This window comes from Pseudomonas sp. W4I3, assembly GCF_030816195.1.
Taxonomy (GTDB): domain Bacteria; phylum Pseudomonadota; class Gammaproteobacteria; order Pseudomonadales; family Pseudomonadaceae; genus Aquipseudomonas.
In genome coordinates this window covers 2,792,478-2,808,417 of the sequence record NZ_JAUSXS010000001.1, presented here as the reverse complement: position 1 = coordinate 2,808,417, position 15,940 = coordinate 2,792,478, and the positions used below count along the sequence as shown (strand labels likewise).

General features: G+C 61.0%; 13 protein-coding genes. 4 read left to right on the top strand and 9 right to left on the bottom strand.

The window, feature by feature from the left end; genetic code table 11:
- Positions 1-40 precede the first annotated feature (40 nt).
- Genes QF045_RS13005 through QF045_RS12990 form a run of 4 tightly spaced genes read right to left on the bottom strand, consistent with a single transcriptional unit; the run spans position 41 to position 5,362 of the window.
- A complete protein-coding gene (locus tag QF045_RS13005) occupies positions 41-1,885 on the bottom strand; it encodes an ABC transporter ATP-binding protein (RefSeq protein WP_306492534.1) in 1,845 nt (614 codons plus the stop codon).
- On the bottom strand, positions 1,882-3,069 hold the full coding sequence (locus tag QF045_RS13000) for a beta-glucosidase (protein WP_306492533.1): 1,188 nt from the start codon (positions 3,067-3,069) through the stop codon (positions 1,882-1,884). The genes QF045_RS13005 and QF045_RS13000 overlap by 4 nt, the downstream gene beginning before the upstream one ends.
- On the bottom strand, positions 3,066-4,259 hold the full coding sequence (gene glf / locus QF045_RS12995; RefSeq protein ID WP_373424440.1) for a UDP-galactopyranose mutase: 1,194 nt from the start codon (positions 4,257-4,259) through the stop codon (positions 3,066-3,068). Before glf ends, QF045_RS13000 begins: the two co-directional genes overlap by 4 nt.
- A complete protein-coding gene (locus QF045_RS12990) occupies positions 4,247-5,362 on the bottom strand; it encodes a glycosyltransferase family 1 protein (RefSeq protein ID WP_306494888.1) in 1,116 nt (371 codons plus the stop codon). Before QF045_RS12990 ends, glf begins: the two co-directional genes overlap by 13 nt.
- A gap of 364 nt (positions 5,363-5,726) precedes the next feature.
- Here QF045_RS12990 and galE point away from each other — a divergent pair, with 364 nt between their 5' ends.
- Both galE and QF045_RS12980 read left to right on the top strand, forming a co-directional pair.
- Positions 5,727-6,752 (top strand): UDP-glucose 4-epimerase GalE, encoded by a 1,026-nt coding sequence (gene galE / locus QF045_RS12985; protein ID WP_306492532.1) that lies wholly within the window; start codon positions 5,727-5,729, stop codon positions 6,750-6,752.
- Positions 6,753-6,944: 192 nt separating this feature from the next.
- Positions 6,945-8,219, top strand: a complete 1,275-nt coding sequence (locus QF045_RS12980; protein WP_306492531.1) for a glycoside hydrolase family 68 protein — start codon at positions 6,945-6,947, stop codon at positions 8,217-8,219.
- 126 nt (positions 8,220-8,345) lie between these two features.
- Here the strand turns inward: QF045_RS12980 and QF045_RS12975 are convergent, their stop codons facing one another.
- Together QF045_RS12975 and QF045_RS12970 are read right to left on the bottom strand one after the other, a co-directional pair.
- On the bottom strand, positions 8,346-9,446 hold the full coding sequence (locus QF045_RS12975) for a polyamine ABC transporter substrate-binding protein (RefSeq protein WP_306492530.1): 1,101 nt from the start codon (positions 9,444-9,446) through the stop codon (positions 8,346-8,348).
- A 63-nt stretch (positions 9,447-9,509) separates the two neighbouring features.
- Positions 9,510-10,325, bottom strand: coding sequence for a carbon-nitrogen hydrolase family protein (locus QF045_RS12970; RefSeq protein WP_306492529.1), 816 nt, complete (start codon positions 10,323-10,325; stop codon positions 9,510-9,512).
- A 103-nt stretch (positions 10,326-10,428) separates the two neighbouring features.
- Between QF045_RS12970 and QF045_RS12965 the strand changes: the two genes are divergently transcribed.
- Positions 10,429-11,229 carry a response regulator transcription factor gene (locus QF045_RS12965; RefSeq protein WP_306492528.1) on the top strand — a complete coding sequence of 267 codons (801 nt, stop codon included), beginning with the start codon at positions 10,429-10,431 and terminating at the stop codon, positions 11,227-11,229.
- Here the strand turns inward: QF045_RS12965 and QF045_RS12960 are convergent.
- Together QF045_RS12960 and QF045_RS12955 are read right to left on the bottom strand one after the other, a co-directional pair.
- Entirely contained in the window at positions 11,214-12,329 is a 1,116-nt protein-coding gene (locus tag QF045_RS12960; RefSeq protein WP_306492527.1) for a P1 family peptidase, read from the bottom strand. The two genes, QF045_RS12965 and QF045_RS12960, sit on opposite strands and share 16 nt — an antisense overlap.
- Positions 12,330-12,634: 305 nt before the next feature.
- The gene (locus QF045_RS12955; protein ID WP_306492526.1) at positions 12,635-13,936 is read right to left on the bottom strand and encodes an Nramp family divalent metal transporter; all 1,302 of its coding nucleotides are present in this window, start codon (positions 13,934-13,936) and stop codon (positions 12,635-12,637) included.
- Positions 13,937-14,216: 280 nt separating this feature from the next.
- Between QF045_RS12955 and QF045_RS12950 the strand changes: the two genes are divergently transcribed.
- Positions 14,217-15,350 (top strand): lactonase family protein, encoded by a 1,134-nt coding sequence (locus tag QF045_RS12950; RefSeq protein ID WP_373424439.1) that lies wholly within the window; start codon positions 14,217-14,219, stop codon positions 15,348-15,350.
- Positions 15,351-15,420: 70 nt separating this feature from the next.
- Here the strand turns inward: QF045_RS12950 and hpaR are convergent, their stop codons facing one another.
- A complete protein-coding gene (gene hpaR / locus QF045_RS12945) occupies positions 15,421-15,843 on the bottom strand; it encodes a homoprotocatechuate degradation operon regulator HpaR (protein WP_306492525.1) in 423 nt (140 codons plus the stop codon).
- Positions 15,844-15,940: the final 97 nt, after the last annotated feature.

Below are 15,940 nucleotides of genomic sequence, written 5' to 3'. Positions count from 1 at the left end.
GTCCAAATCGATCAGCCGTTCTCGAGGCTCTCCTCCAGGGCTATGTACGGTTCGAGCCGGGGCCATTCTCGGCAGTTCGTTCGGCAAACGGCGCAGGCCGATCAACGGCACAGCCTGCTGCATCAGCATCAGAGCGCAGCATTGCCTGGCGCTGCCAGAGCGTGCGGAAACGTCCGGGACGGCGGCGCAGTTCATCGGGGGAACCGTCTTGCACGATCTCGCCATGCTCCAGCACCAGCACCCGGTCGAAGTGGGCAACCGTGGACAGTCGGTGAGCCACCGCAAGCACCGTTCTGCCACGCATCAGGTCGGTGAGCGCGCGCTGGATGACGGCTTCGGAATCCGAATCCAGCGCGGACGTCGCTTCGTCGAGGATCAGAACCGGCGCGGCCTTGAGGAACGCCCGCGCCAGCCCCAGGCGTTGTCGCTGCCCGCCGGAAAGCGTCACGCCGCGCTCCCCCACCAGCGTCTGATAGCCCGCGGGCAGCGCCTGCACGAACTCGTCGCAGAAGGCGCGGCGGGCCGCTTCAATGATCTGCTGCTCGGTCGCGTGGGGCTGGCCGTAGCCGATGTTTTCCAGAATGCTGCGATTGAACAGCGCCGGTTCCTGGGGCACCACGGCAATTTGCCGACGCAAGCTGTCCTGGCTGACCGAGCGGATGTCGCGATCGTCGATCAGGATCACGCCGCTTTGCACGTCATCCAGGCGCTGCAGCAAGCCCAGCAGCGTGGACTTGCCCGAGCCCGAGGTGCCGACAATACCAACGCTCTGGCCGGCCGGAATCTCCAGGAAAAAATGCCTGAACACCGAGCGCCCACCGGGGTGGGCATAGCTGACGTCGAGCAAGCGGATGCTGCCGCGGGTGGGGGCCAGCTCTTGCGGCGCATCGCTGAGTTCATGGGGCTGGGCGATGATCCCCAGGGTTTCGGCGATGACGCCCATCTGTTGAGTGGCCTCCACCAGGGCAAGCGCCAGGTCGCGCGAGCCATGGAGAATACGAAACGTCAACGCGCTGACCATCACCACATCGCCCGCCGTGACCTGGCCCTGGCGCCACAGCAGGATGGCCCAGCCCAGCATCGACCCCGCCATGATGGACAGGCACACGTCATGCAGCACGCGCGCCTTTTCCAGATAGATCCAGCTACGCCGATGCGCCCCCGCCTCGACGCCGATCTCGCGCTCGAGCCTGAGGCGTTCGCGTTCGCGGCCGGAAAACGCCTTGATCGTCCAGACATTCGACACCTGATCCACAATCTCGCCACCGACACGCGCCGACTGTGAAGCGAAGGCGATATGCCGGTGGCGGCCGCGCACGCCGACCACGGTGATCAACGCCGCCACCAGCAACACGCACACGATCAAGGCCAGCGCCATGGAACCACGCACGGCAAACAGCACCACGACGGCACCGAGAAAATCCACGCAGGGCGGCACGATGCGCCAGGCCAGGCCACCGTAGACGGTATTGGCAGCCGTGGCCGCCGCCGACACCCGATTGGCCAGCGAGCCGGCAAAGTGTCGGTTGAAATAGCGCATCGGGTGCCCGGTCAGGTGGTGGAACAGGTCCACGCGCAGGTCGGCGCAACTTCCGACCACGGTGTAGCAGCCCACCCAGCCACCGAGCCGCCACAGCACGTTTTCTACCACGATCAGCCCGATGAACAGGCTGAAGGCGCGCCACACCTGGCCTGCCTGCGAATCGCCGGCCATCGCGTCCACCAGCAACTTCATGCCGTACTGCACCGCTACCGCGCAGCAGGCCGCACCGATCACCAACGACAACATGGCGCTGAAATGCAGCGGACGCACCCTGACATAGCGCCATAAGAACGCGCTGGCGGTTGCCGGCAGCGGCTCATCGCGCAAGCGCCGCAGGATCATGGCCGTTGCCTCGCCGATCGCAACCGATCCAGCTCGCGCCAACACGCCCGCACGCGTTCGGGCACCGCCTGAAGTTGCACATGCAAGGGATGAAAGGACGCGCGCTCGCCCTCTCCGTCCGGGTAGCCGAACACCCCGGTGGGGCAGTAACGGCCGTCATCCCAGCCGGGGTAGTCGAGAAAGGGATACCAGCAGATGCCCTGCACCGGAACCCCTCGTTTGAGCGCTGTCAGTACCTGCTCCACGACGTAGCTCAACCAGGGCACACGCGCTTGATCCTCGGCGCCGGTTTCGGAAATCAGCACAGGCCGCTGATAGCGCTGGTGCAGCTCCTTGAGCATCCCGGCCAGCGGACGGTAATCAGGCGCCCCGCGCATGATGCGATCTCCCTGGAAATACCATTGGTTGTGCGGGTAGAAATTGGCGCCGATGATGTCCAGGTAATGCTCCTGCCCGCCCAGGCCCGGCCATTGCCGCCCGGTCAACAAGTCCCACGCTTCGAATTGAGCCAGCCGATAACGTTCGGCGTGATCAATCTCTTCGCTGCGACGCGACGCTGACACCACGTGGATCAACGGGTCGCACTGCACGAAACGCGCAGCGGGCGCACGCTCGCGAATCGCCTCGATTGCCGCGATGCTGGCACGCACCAACTGGTGCTTGAGCTCCTGCCCTCGCCCGCGTGCGTTCGGGTTGAAATAACCGACGTCACCCCCCGCCCAGCTCCAGAACGATATTTCGTTGACCGGCGAGTAGAACGGCCGCTGGATGCCTTCATCGGTCATCAGCTTCGCCACCGCGCCGGCAAAGCGGGCGAAGCGATCGATGAATGACGGGCGCCAGATGTCCAGGTCATCGGGATAGCCGTAATGACACAGGTCCCATATCACTTGCAGCGAGTGCTCACGCGCGGCCCTGAGCATCGGCAGGAAGCTGCTCCAGTCGTAGCGGCCAGGGCTGCGTTCGATCAGGTGCCAGCGCAAACCGTCGCGGGCACAGCGCACGTTCAGGCCCGCCAGTTGCCGGTAGTCCTTGTCCACCCAACGCGCGTGGCCGGTGCTTTCCAGCAGGTCCAGGCGCTGGCCGTCCTGACGGCGCTGGCTGGAACATTCGTAACCGGCCATCACGAAGCTGTCGAACAGACTGATCTGCGCGCTTGGCCCTCCCTGTGTTTGTGCGTTCATGGAGCTTCGAGCCCCGCTTCAAGGGCGACTTCGCTGCTTGCGGCCTCGATATCGCGGTACAACGCCAGCGCCTGGCCGACGACCTGGTCCATGTTGTAATACTTGTAGGTGCCCAGGCGGCCGAGGAACGTCACATTTGGCGTCTGCTGGGCCAGCGCCTTGTAGCGTTTGTACAACTCGGCGTTTTCGGGGCGTGGCACCGGGTAATAAGGGTCACCTTCATCGCAGGGAAATTCGTAACTGACGCTGGTGCACGGGTGCTCCTGGCCAGTCAGGTGCTTGTACTCGGTGATGCGGGTATAGGGCACCTGCTCGTCGGGAAAGTTGACCACTGCCACTGGTTGATAGCGTTCCTGTTCGAGGGTCTGGTGTTCGAAGCGCAGCGAGCGATAGGGCAAGCGGCCCAGCTGGAAGTCGAAGTACTCGTCGATCGGCCCGCAATAGATGATGTGCTTGAACTTGACGGCATCGCGCACGGCCTTGAAGTCGGTGTTGAGCAGCACGTCAATGCGCGGGTGATCGAGCATCCGCTCGAACAGGCGCGTATAGCCGTCGCGGGGCATCATCTGGAAGGTGTCGATGAAATAGCGATCGTCGGCATGGGTGCGGGTGGGAATGCGCGAGGTCACCGACTTGTCCAGCTCGGACGGATCCAGGCCCCATTGCTTGCGCGTATAGCCACGGAAAAACTGCTCGTACAGCGTTCGCCCGATCTGATTGACCACCACGTCTTCGGACGTGCGAATCGTCGCCACCGGTTCGGCCCGTTCGGCCAGGAACACTTCGGCTTGCTCAGGCGTCATCGACAGACCATACAGCGTATTGAGCGTGGTGAGGTTGATGGGAATCGGCACCAACTGCCCATCCACCTTCGCCAGCACACGGTGCTCGTAGGGCCGCCACTCGGTGAAGCGTGACAGGTAATCGACAATGCGCTGGGCGTTGGTGTGGAAAATGTGCGGACCGTAGCGGTGCACCAGCACCCCCGCTGCGTCGTAATGATCGTAGGCGTTGCCGGCCACATGGGCGCGCCGGTCGATCAAAAGCACGTGGCGGCCCAGCCCTTCGGCCAGGCGCTCGGCCATCACGCTGCCGGCAAACCCGGCACCGACGATCAGGTAGTCATAGGTAGTGCGCGCCGGTTGGCAGGACGGTCCGGACATGGCGGCTTCAAGATTTATCTGAGGCATTCGATCTGCTCCTTCATGAAACGGCTGGTGTTGTCCCACGACATGCCTTCGAGGGCGGCATCGACACGCTTCAGAAAGTCGGGCGTGCCTTTGAGGTGCAGCGCGCCTTCGATGGCACTGACAAAGGCCTGCGGCGTGTCGGCGATGAACACAGCGCCACTGCTGCCATAGCCGTTGACCACATCGCGAATCGGCGTGGACACCACGGGGCAGCCGCCCGCCAGGTATTCAGGCGTCTTGGTGGGGCTGATAAAGCGGGTGGACGCGTTGAGCGCGAAAGGCATCAGCGCCACGTCCCAGCCGCTCAGGTACGCCGGCAGTTCGGCGTATTGCCGCGCCCCCAGGTAATGGATATTGGGCCGACGTGGCAGTGTTTGCGGGTCAATTTTGACCACCGGCCCCACCAGTACGATCTGCCAGTCCGGCCGCAGCGCCGCCAGCTCGTCCACCAATTCGATGTCGAAGCGTTCATCGATCACCCCGAAAAAGCCCAGGCGTGGCCGCGCAATCGCGGCCTGGTCCGCAGGCTCGGCCACGGTGTCACGTGCCTGGGCGAAATGCGCGATGTCGACGCTGCTGGGCACCGGATGCGCATTGCCATGCTGGCGCTGCTTGACCTCCCATAAGCTCACTCCGCCGGTAAATACCACATCAGCTTTGGTCATCAGCAGCCGCTCCATGTCCACCAGTTGAGCGGGTGCGCCCAGGAACGCGGACAACTCATCCATGCAGTCGAACACCGTGACCTGCGCGTGGAGATGGTCGGTGAACGCCAGGCTCATCGGGGTGAAATACCAGAGCAGAAGATCGCCGGGCAAGCGCTGGGCCAGGCGCTCGTCGAGCAACTGGCGCTGCGCTTCGTTGATCGCCTGGGCACTCATGCCTTCGGGCAGGCGCGGCACCAGCACCTGAATACCGTCTGCCGGGCTCGACGCCTCAAGCCGGGGCGGCTCGTCACCGGCCACCACTGGTTCTTCGAAGAAGATCACGTCGTAGTCTTTCGCCAGGCGCGACATCACATGCTGCGGGCGCTGGTAAACGAAACCCCAGCGTAAATGGGACAGGCACACCAGGGTGGGCCGCGCCGGGGTCGGGGATTCCATGAGGCGTTGCGCACTCAGCGCAGCAAACTGTTCAGGCTGTTCTGCAAGGTTCATATCAACGTCCTTATCAAGCGAAAAGATGACGGCTCAAGCATCGAGCCCCTTGGCCATATCCGATCGATACGGCAAGTGCGCGACAGCGTTCAATCAGGCTGTACGGCTCTTGAAGGTTGGAAGCGTGGCCGTCACGGGGCGTTCAGAAGAAGATTCTGCGAAGCCGATGAACTGCACATACCAGTCAGTCAACCGGTTTGAACTCCCGCCAAAAAACACCCCCTACCGGTTTAACAGTCAGCCGCCACCACGGCTGACCACCTTGGCAACAGGGCGTCAGGCAGACGCCGGGACGATTGAGGGCAGGCGCATGATTTTGATAACGGGCGGTGCGGGATACATCGGTGCGCATGTCGCGGTGCAATGGATGGGGCGTGGCGAAGACGTGTTGATCCTGGATAACTTGTGCAACAGCGAGCGCTCGGCCATCGAGCGCATCAGCACCCTGGCTGGCAGGCCACCAGGATTTGTCTACGGCGATGTGCGCAACCGGCGTTTGCTCGACACGCTGTTGCGCGACTACCCGATCGACGCGGTGGTGCACTGCGCTGGATTGAAAGCCGTCGGCGAAAGCGTGCGTGAGCCGTTGCGCTATTACGACACCAATGTCGGCGGCAGCGTGGTGCTTTGCCAGGCCATGGCGCAGGCGGGTGTGTTCCGCCTGGTGTTCAGTTCATCGGCCACCGTGTACGGCGACTGCACGCGCATGCCCATCAGCGAGACGTGCACCACCGGGCAACCGACCAACCCGTACGGCATGTCCAAATTGATGTGTGAAAACGTGATGAAAAGCGTGGCCGGCTCCGACCCGCGCTGGTCGATAGGCCTGCTGCGCTACTTCAACCCCATCGGCGCCCACGCCTCCGGCTTGCTCGGCGAAGCGCCGACCAGTACACCGAATAATCTGCTGCCCTATTTGCTGCAAGTTGCCAGCGGCGAACGTCAGGCATTGTCGGTTTACGGCCGGGACTACCCGACCCCGGACGGCACCGGCGTTCGCGATTACATCCATGTCGTCGACTTGGCGCAGGGCCATACCTGCGCGCTCGAAGCGCTGCGCGAGCGGCGTGGTATCAGTGTGTGGAACCTGGGAACGGGGCGTGGGTATTCGGTGCTGGAGGTGATCAAGGCTTTCGAAAAAGTCACCGGTGTGCACATACCCATGACCTTCGAAGCGCGCCGGCCAGGGGATATCGCCTGCTGCTGGGCCGACCCGCGAAAATCACTCGAAGAGCTGGGCTGGCAGGCGCGTCACTCACTGGAAAGCATGCTGGCCGATGCCTGGCGCTGGCAGTGCAACCAGCATCGGCATGAGCAGGTGCGTCAGGCCAATTAATGGACGAGCTGCCCCAATTCGCAGTGACGATCTTGGGGCTATCTCCCTTGGTGAAACGAATCAGCTTCGACAAAAACCTCGATTATGCATAAATGCATTTTTTTGCTTGACCCGAGGGAAGGACCCTTATAAAGTGAAGTAACTGTATATAAATACAGTATTCAACCAACCTTCATGGACGAGGTTTACCCTATGAAAAGCACCACTGATACATTTGGCAAAGCACCCCATCAACCCAGCCTGTGGACCCGCGCCGATGCGCTGAAAGTGCACGCGGACGATCCCACCACGACCCAGCCACTGGTCAGCGCCGACTTCCCGGTGCTGAGCGATAAAGTGTTTATCTGGGACACCATGCCGCTGCGTGACCTCGACGGCAATATCACCTCCGTCGACGGCTGGTCGGTGATCTTCACCCTGACCGCGGATCGTCACCCGAACGACCCGCAATACCTCGATCAGAACGGTAACTACGACATCACCCGCGACTGGAATGACCGCCACGGTCGGGCAAAGATGTACTACTGGTTCTCCCGCACCGGCAAGGACTGGAAACTCGGCGGCCGGGTCATGGCTGAGGGCGTTTCGCCGACCGCGCGCGAATGGGCCGGCACGCCGATCCTGTTGAACGAGCAAGGTGAAATCGACCTGTACTACACCGCCGTCACACCCGGCGCGACCATCGTCAAGGTGCGTGGCCGCGTGGTGACCACCGAGCATGGCGTCAGCCTGGTGGGCTTCGAGAAGGTCAAGCCGCTGTTCGAGGCCGACGGCAAGATGTACCAGACCGAAGCGCAGAACGCCTTCTGGGGCTTCCGCGATCCGTGGCCGTTCCGCGACCCCAAAGACGGCAAGCTGTACATGCTGTTCGAGGGCAACGTGGCCGGCGAGCGCGGCTCGCACAAGGTGGGCAAAGCAGAAATCGGCGACGTGCCGCCGGGTCATGAAGACGTCGGCAACTCGCGCTACCAGACCGCCTGCGTCGGCATCGCCGTGGCCCGTGACGAAGACGGCGACGACTGGGAAATGCTGCCGCCGCTGCTCACCGCGGTAGGCGTCAACGACCAGACCGAACGCCCGCACTTCGTGTTCCAGGACGGCAAGTATTACCTGTTCACCATCAGCCACACCTTCACCTACGCCGACGGCGTCACCGGGCCCGACGGGGTCTACGGTTTCGTCGCGGACTCGCTGTTCGGCCCTTACGTGCCGCTGAACGGTTCTGGCCTGGTGCTGGGCAACCCCTCTTCCCAGCCCTTCCAGACCTACTCGCACTGCGTGATGCCCAACGGCCTGGTGACCTCCTTCATCGACAGCGTACCTGCCGGCGAAGACGGTAAACAGATGCGCATCGGCGGCACCGAGGCACCGACCGTCGGCATCAAGATCAAAGGGCAGCAGACATTCGTGGTCGCCGAATATGACTACGGGTTCATTCCGCCGATGCTGGATGTGACGCTCAAGTAAGGCCGCTCCATTGCGCCGTTGTTTGAGAGCGCTCTTGAACAACGCGCATTGACCCACCTGCGCAACTGGCTACAGGGATGTGGCCAGTTGCGTGCGTTCATGGCGCGCTGAATAGGCACCGTTCAATCAAGTCCCACTCTTGACCTTGCTCCACACCCGCGTACGCACGCGCTCCAGTTTCAAGGGCAACGGCTCCAGCGCAAACAGCGTATCCAGCACGGCTTTCGACGGATAAACCCCGGGGTTATCGCGCACCTTTTCATCGACCAGTTTTGTCGCATCCTTGTTGGCGTTGGCATAACTGAGGTAGTTGGACGACTCGGCGATCACCGCCGGGCGCAGCATGTAGTCGATGAACGCCAGGCCCTGTGCCGGGTTGGGTGCATCGTTGAGCAGTACCAGGCTTTCCACCCAGATCGGCGCGCCCTCCTTGGGAATGCTGTACTGAATCTGGCGGCCATTGCCGGCGGCCTCAGCCGCTTTGCGTGCGTCCATCACACCGCCTGCCCAGCCGACGACGGCGCAGATGTCACCGTTCGCCAGATCGGTGATAAAGCGCGATGAATCGAAGTAGCGCACATGCGGGCGCAGTTTCAACAACAGCGCCTGGGCCTTGGCATAGTCGTCCGGGTTCTGGCTGTTATAAGGCAAGCCCAGGTAATGCAAGGCGATCGGTATAATCTCACCCGGCGCATCCAGCATCGCCACTCCGCAATCGCCAAGCTTGGCCAGGTTGTCTTCGTTGAATATCAGATCCCAGGAATCTAGCGGCGCGTCGTTACCGAGGATCGTCTTGATCTTGTCCACGTCATAGCCGATGCCGGTGGTGCCCCACAAATAGGGCACAGCGAAGCGATTACCGGGGTCGTTGTTGCGCACCTTGGCCAGGATGTCCGGGTCGAGATGGGACAGGTTCGGCAGTTGCGAGCGATCCAGTTCCTTGAGCACGCCGGACTTGATCAGGTTCGGCAGCAGGTCGCCGGTGGCGACCACAACGTCATAGCCGCTGCGCCCGGCCATGAGTTTGCTCTGCATAACCTCGCTGTTATCGAACACGTCGTAGGCCGATTGAATGCCGGTTTGCGCCTGGAACGCCTTGAGCGTGGTGGGCGCAATGAAGTCATACCAGTTATAGATATTGACCTTGGGCTCCGCCGCCTGGGCGCAAGCCACTGCGCCGCTGAAGACGGCAGCCAGCCCCCATTGCTTGCATCGAATAGCGATCATCACGAACTCCTGGGCCGGCACCTGCGTATCGGCTGATTATTGTTATGGAGGGTAAAAACGTACTTAGCCAATCAGCAGCTCGCGACGACCATCCGGGTGTTCGGCGACCTCCCCTTGCAGCCACAGTCGACGGTCATTGAGGTAGTGATAGTCGCTGCGGGCAGCCCTGATTTGCGCGAAATCCAGGCTGACCTTGTGCCGTGCCTCTTCACGCCCGGCTTCGTACAGCACCTGGCCAAGTGGCGTGATCACCGCACTGCCGCCGGCAAATACCAGGCCGTCATCGCCCTGCCCCACGCGATTGACCATCACGGTGAACAGCTGGTTTTCCTGGGCCCTGGCCATGATCGCGGTGCGATGCACAGGGCCATAGGGATCCATGTTGCCGTTGGTGACAATGATCAGTTCAGCACCCAACTGGGCAAGGGCGCGTGCCGTTTCCGGCAGCTCGATGTCGTAGCAGATCAGAAGGCCGACACGCACGCCTTTCCACAGCGTGGTGACCAAACGATCGCCAGGCGTGATGTCCGAGCGCTCGGAGGGCCACAAATGAGTTTTGCGATACTGCAAAGCGATGCCGTCGGGTGTGATCAAGACCGAGGTGTTGTGGTAGACGCCGGCGGCACTTTCGACCAGGCCGATGACCACCGACACACCGCGCTGGCGCACTGCTCGCTGTACGGCTTGTAGCGTCGGGCCGTCCAGAGGCTCGGCGACGTTGGCCAACTGTTCACCCCCGACGAAGCCCATCAAATGGGTTTCCGGGAATACCAGCAGGTCGGTGTCGGCGCTGCAGTTGGCGATGGCCTCCAGGGTGCGTCCCAGGTTATAAGCAGTGTCGCCATCGCGGCCGGCTAGCTGCAGGAGTTCGATGTTCATGGCAGGTCCTTGGGCAACGTTGGGGCCCGAATCCACTCGGGCGTGCAAATGAGTATGGGGCGCGGCGCAGTGCGAAAAAATCACTTCAATGGGGTACCCCGCAATGGGTAGTGAAACCAACCTGACCTTGCAGGACGTGGCCTGGCACGACGCAGTCGGCCGGCTGATCGACCAGTTGGACCGGCCGCACTTCTGGGTCTCCATGACGCGTTTGCTCGGCCGCTATGTGCCCGTGGACAGCTGGGTGGTGCTGATCTTCAATCCCGGCAGGCCACAGGTACTGGCTGAATCGCCAGCCGACGAAGGCGGCATCGATTCGCTGTTCCAGGACTACCTCAAGGGGCTTTACCTGCTCGATCCGTTTTACCTGGCCAATCGCGAATCGCCCAAAAGCGGACTGTTCCAACTGGACGACGTCGCACCCGAATGCTTTGAGCAGACCGATTATTTCCAGCGCTACTTTCGCCTGAACGTGGTCGCCGATGAGGTTCATATCAATGTGCAACTCGACCCCGAGCGCACCTTGAGCCTGTCGCTGGGCAGCCGCTGCCGCTTCAGCCAGGAGCAGCTTGCGCTGCTGCGGCTGATCCAGCCTTGGGTGACCGGCCTGATGCGCCAGCGTTGCATGTTCGAACAGGCATCCAGCAGCACGCCACCCGCGCAGCCCGCGACGGACTGGCAAGAGCGCCTGCCGTCTGCGACGCTGCAGATCAGCTCGGCGCTATCGGCCCGTGAAGCCGAGGTGGCGCAGTTGATGCTCAGTGGCTGTTCGAATAAAGAGATCGCGCGCAAGTTGGCGATCTCTGCCGAAACCGTCAAAGTGCATCGTCGGCACCTGTACAACAAACTGGGGATCAAATCCCAATCCGAACTGTTTCTGCTGTTCCTTCAGGCGCAGGAGTGAGCCGGTGCCGTCCAACCCACCTTCGCCATCGCCGCCAGCAACTGTTCGGGCTTGAGCGCCAGCGCTTGGCGGCCACGGCCCTGCAGGTCGTTGGCGGCCAGCAACGCGTTGAGAATCGCCTCTTCGACGGCGTCCGCGGCGGCCCCGAATAACGCGGAGATGTAGTCGTTGTTGATCATCTGCAATGCCGTCGTCGGCGGGCCAGGCTGACCGAGGTTGGCAACCGGCAAGCCCGTATTGCCCACCGAGAAGGCGATGAATATGTCGCCGCTGTCGTCCTCGGTGCCGCCACCCACCCGCGCCAGGCCGATGCTCGCGCGCTGCGCCAGGCGTGTGCACTGATGGGGCAGCAAGGGCGCGTCGGTGGCGATGGTGATCACGATGGAACCCATGCCGGGTACACCGACGTTAACCGGGCCGTCATAAGGCGAAGGTGTCTCTTGCAAGACGCTGCCAACCGGGTAACCCGCCACGCGCAGTGCGCTGCGTACGCCATAGTTGGCCTGCACCAGCGCGCCGACGGTCCAGCCGCCCTCTGCTGCGCTCAGTACCCGAGAGGAGGTGCCAATTCCGCCCTTGAACTCATGACAGATCATGCCGTTACCGCCGCCCACACAACCCTCCTGCACCGGACCGCTACGCGCGTCGGCCAGCGCGGCGTGCACATGCTCGGCCGTAACATGCTGATCCCAGATATCGCTCAAAATACCGTCGTAGGTTTCCAGCACCACCGGCATGCACCAGTAGGTGTGCTGTCGACCCATCTCCCGCTCGGCGGCCACCAGCGCATCGCGTACCACGCCGACGCTGTGGGTGTTGGTGTAGGCAATTGGCGTGGTCAGCAAACCGGCTTCGCGAATCCATTCCAGGCCGGTGGCGTCACCGTTGCCGTTGAGCACGTGAACGCCGGCAAAACACGGGGCCAAATGCGCCGCTACCGGACGCGGCTCGATAACGGTCACGCCGGTATGCATCGATCCGTCAGCGCTTTCGGCATTGAGGGTGTGATGGCCGACACGCACACCGGGCACATCAGTGATGGCGTTGAATGGGCCTGGTTTGCCTGTGCCAATTGCAATGCCTAGATCTCGTAAGCGCATGGTTTGACTCTCAATAGTCGAGTGAAGAACGTGCGTGGAGTCTAGGCTGGCAGTGGATGAGTGACGATAACCTCGTTTGGGTACTCTCGCAGTGTTAGGTCTTTCGTAAAGTCTGAAGACTCCGCGGAACTGGAAAGCATGCTAGGCGCGCTACATCGCCTGGAGGGTTTCAAAGCCGTGAAGACGTTTATTGCACTGGGTACTTATCTTGAGCGCGGCCCAATGCCGGCATAGCGCGGCCCCCGTGGCGACGGGTACCTGGATTGACCACCGAGGGCACATTGCGCTCCCTCGGTGGCTCGTTGTCAGGTAAACAGATCGACGCCCAACTGGAAGGCGACCCACAGCGCGAGGCCTGTAGCAAACAGCAGCGCGATGTTTTCAAACAGGTTATTGCGGTATTGCTTGTCCAGCAGCGACTTCTGGTTGGACATGATCAGCAGGCCCAGGGAAATGACCGGCAAGCCAATAATGTTCAACGCGCTGACACCAATGGTCAGGGTCACGAAATCCGGCATGCCTGGCAGCGACCAGATCAACGGCGTCACCAGGATGAACAGCATGAACCATTTGTGCATCGGGTCATGATGGAACTCCTTGCCGTACTTTTCGCGCCGCTCAGGACGAACGTGTTGGAAGGCATCGGTAATCAGCATCGGGAACGCGGTGGTCTTGCCGGAAATGCTGGCAAACAATGTGGCGAATACGCCGATGAAGAACACATACCAACCCACCGGCCCGAAGAAAATTTCCAACGCCTTGCCCAAATCGCCCAAGGTCTTCACCTCGATGCCATTGGGTCGCAGGATTTCCGCGCCGACGATCCAGATGGCCAGGTTGATGACGATCCCGACGAACACTGCAAACAGCAGATCGTTGCGTTGAACCCGCTTGTGCTGCGGCCCGACCCAGCCTTTTTGACGCATGACATACGGATGCACGAAGTTGGCGATGGAGCCTGCGACCGCGCCGATAACCGATACCGCCACCAGCAGCGCGCCATGCACGCCTTCATCCGGCGGGATGCTAAAGCCGATGGTGCCTTTGACGATACCGACAACATCGGGACCGGACATCACGGCCAAGGCGATGAAGGCCAGGGTCATGATCGCCAACAGCACCTTCATCACCCCTTCGATCATCGAATAAATATTACGCCCCACCAGCAGCCACACCGCGAGCACCACCGCCAATGAACACAGCAATGGCTGGTCGCTTTTAAACAGCATCGCCAGCGACTCACCTGCCCCTTTGATCATGTAGGCGTTCATCAAGTGCCCCATCAACAGGGCGTAAACGAGCATGAACCAGGCGAAAAAGGGGTTGAGTTGCGCATAGCCCTGCAGGATGGTCATGCCTTGGTTATTGCATAACTGGAAGCGAGCGATGATGTTTACGATCAGGTATCTCAAGAGCAGCGAGACCGCCAGCACCCACATCATTGCGTAACCGTAATTGGCACCGGCCACGGAGGACGTGATCAAGTCACCAGCGCCCAGCCACGACAGTACAGCAATAATTCCGGGGCCCAGCAGTTTAAGTATTCGGACAAATCGATTGTCCGTGGGCGCCGCAACCTGGCCTTCGACGGAACGAATGCTCGTCATAGAGGGTATCTCCGTTTATTTTTTTTGTGAGAACCTGCGCAGTCGAACACGGTAGATACGACGTCGTACAACAATTCTTAAATGAGTGTATTTAGAAATGTTTCAGCACCGGGACGCGATGACATCGGACGGGTTGAACGGCCACAAACGGGGAAAAAGTCGGGCAAACACGGTGCCTGATACACGGCGTAAGGTTCCGAGCTGAGCAAAACAATGATTGATGTCCATCCAGCGCAGTCATAGGATGACAGACCACAATCATAAAAATAAGGAATCACCTGTGCGAACCCCTCTCCTTTTGGTAGCTGCCGTTACCTACGGCCTCAGCCTGCAAGCCAACGCCGCCACGTTTGCCTATATCTCGAGCCCGGGAGACGGTCTGATTTCCCAGTATCATCTTGATCAGGACACCGGCGCGCTGCGTCTGATTGAACAGGTCAACGCCGGTGATCAAGTCAACCCTATGGCCATCACCCCTGACGGTAAAGTGTTGTTTGCCGCCTTGCGGGTCAAACCGTTTCAGGTTCTGGGATACAGCATCGACCCCACAAGCGGGCATCTGACGCTGCAATCCAAAGCGCCACTGGCAGAAAGCATGGCTTACCTGTCTACCGACAGAAAAGGACACTACCTGCTCGGTGCATCCTACGGTGCCGACACCCTCAGCGTTCAGGCCATCGACAAGGCCTATACGCCTTCCGCCAGCATCCTGAGCTACAAAACAGGCCTGCATGCCCATTCGATTCGTACCGACCCGAGCAACCGTTTTGCCTACGCGGGCAATCTTGGCGTGGACCGGGTGCTGCAATATCGCCTTGATGCCGACACCGGCGCGCTGACCCCCATCGGCAGCGGCTACATCCAAGTCCAGGACAATACCGGGCCTCGGCACCTGGCCTTCTCCCCGGACGGCAAGTACCTGTATGTGGTGGGTGAAATGAGTGGCACGGTCACCGCGTTTTCAATCAATGCCAACACCGGCGCATTGACTCAGATTGCCGTTTCCAACGGTATTCCTGAGCGTTTGAAACTGGCTCACGGTGAAGTGCGTGATGCACGTAACAACGACTTGAAGGACGACCCCACACCCCGTATCTGGGCGGCCGACCTGCGGATCTCGCCCGATGGCAAGCTACTGTTGATGACCGAACGTACCACCAGCTCGGTGTCGGCCTTCGCGGTTGACCCTTCAACAGGCGGCTTGAGCTTTCTTGCGAACTATCCCGTGCAAGAGCAGCAGCCACGCAATATTGCGTTTTCACCCAACGGTCGCTGGTTGCTGGTGACGGGTGAGAAAAGCGACAAAGTCGGCACTTACGCCGTTAGCCATAACGGCGCCTTGAAACGTGTCGGCGAAGCGGCGTCGGGAAAAGGTGCGTTATGGATTGAGGTGCTGCACACGTCGGGAGATTGATCTTGTAGCACGCAAGTTCCAGTCCGAACGCGGGCAAAAATATTTACATGTTAATTAATTTCTTGCCTGGTCAAGGCTTGATTTTTTTCAGCTCGTTGAGCAAGCCAAGCAACTGCTCCATCTTCTCGGCGCCAAACTGCTCTTCGATTTTCCGGTAACTGCTTTCCATGCCCTCGCTCATGGAGACGAAGCATTGCTGGCCGCGCTCGGTGAGGCACACGAACACCCGGCGTTGATCCTGGCTGGACTTCTGCCGGCGCACGAGGCCGTCGCGCTCAAGGCGCGTCAACACACCGGTCATGCTCGGCTTGAGGATGCAGGCCTGCTGGGCGAGCTGATGGCTTTCGAGTTCGCCCTGCTGGCGCAGGATCCGAATGACCCGCCACTGTTGCTCGGTCAGTTCATGCTTGTTCAGGGCCGGACGGAAGAAAGCCATTGCGGCTTCACGGGCTTGCAGCAGGGTCAGTGTCAGCGAAGGTCTGGGGTTGGCCATGACGGCACCACTTGAATGGGCGAGTCGGCAGCTTAGTGTCGCCGGCCAGCGGCTGCAAGCGGCGTCGGCGCTGTGAAAAGTACAATCGGTTCCGCGT

Excerpts from the sequence above, each read along its gene's own strand:
- QF045_RS13005 (WP_306492534.1), bottom strand. The coding sequence starts at position 1,885 with ATGATCCTGCGGCGCTTGCGCGATGAGCCGCTGCCGGCAACCGCCAGC.
- glf (WP_373424440.1), bottom strand. The coding sequence starts at position 4,259 with ATGCCTCAGATAAATCTTGAAGCCGCCATGTCCGGACCGTCCTGCCAA.
- QF045_RS12990 (WP_306494888.1), bottom strand. The coding sequence starts at position 5,362 with ATGGAATCCCCGACCCCGGCGCGGCCCACCCTGGTGTGCCTGTCCCAT.
- QF045_RS12965 (WP_306492528.1), top strand. The coding sequence starts at position 10,429 with ATGGGTAGTGAAACCAACCTGACCTTGCAGGACGTGGCCTGGCACGAC.
- QF045_RS13000 (WP_306492533.1), bottom strand. The coding sequence starts at position 3,069 with ATGAACGCACAAACACAGGGAGGGCCAAGCGCGCAGATCAGTCTGTTC.
- QF045_RS12970 (WP_306492529.1), bottom strand. The coding sequence starts at position 10,325 with ATGAACATCGAACTCCTGCAGCTAGCCGGCCGCGATGGCGACACTGCT.
- QF045_RS12955 (WP_306492526.1), bottom strand. The coding sequence starts at position 13,936 with ATGACGAGCATTCGTTCCGTCGAAGGCCAGGTTGCGGCGCCCACGGAC.
- QF045_RS12980 (WP_306492531.1), top strand. The coding sequence starts at position 6,945 with ATGAAAAGCACCACTGATACATTTGGCAAAGCACCCCATCAACCCAGC.
- hpaR (WP_306492525.1), bottom strand. The coding sequence starts at position 15,843 with ATGGCCAACCCCAGACCTTCGCTGACACTGACCCTGCTGCAAGCCCGT.
- QF045_RS12975 (WP_306492530.1), bottom strand. The coding sequence starts at position 9,446 with ATGATCGCTATTCGATGCAAGCAATGGGGGCTGGCTGCCGTCTTCAGC.
- galE (WP_306492532.1), top strand. The coding sequence starts at position 5,727 with ATGATTTTGATAACGGGCGGTGCGGGATACATCGGTGCGCATGTCGCG.
- QF045_RS12960 (WP_306492527.1), bottom strand. The coding sequence starts at position 12,329 with ATGCGCTTACGAGATCTAGGCATTGCAATTGGCACAGGCAAACCAGGC.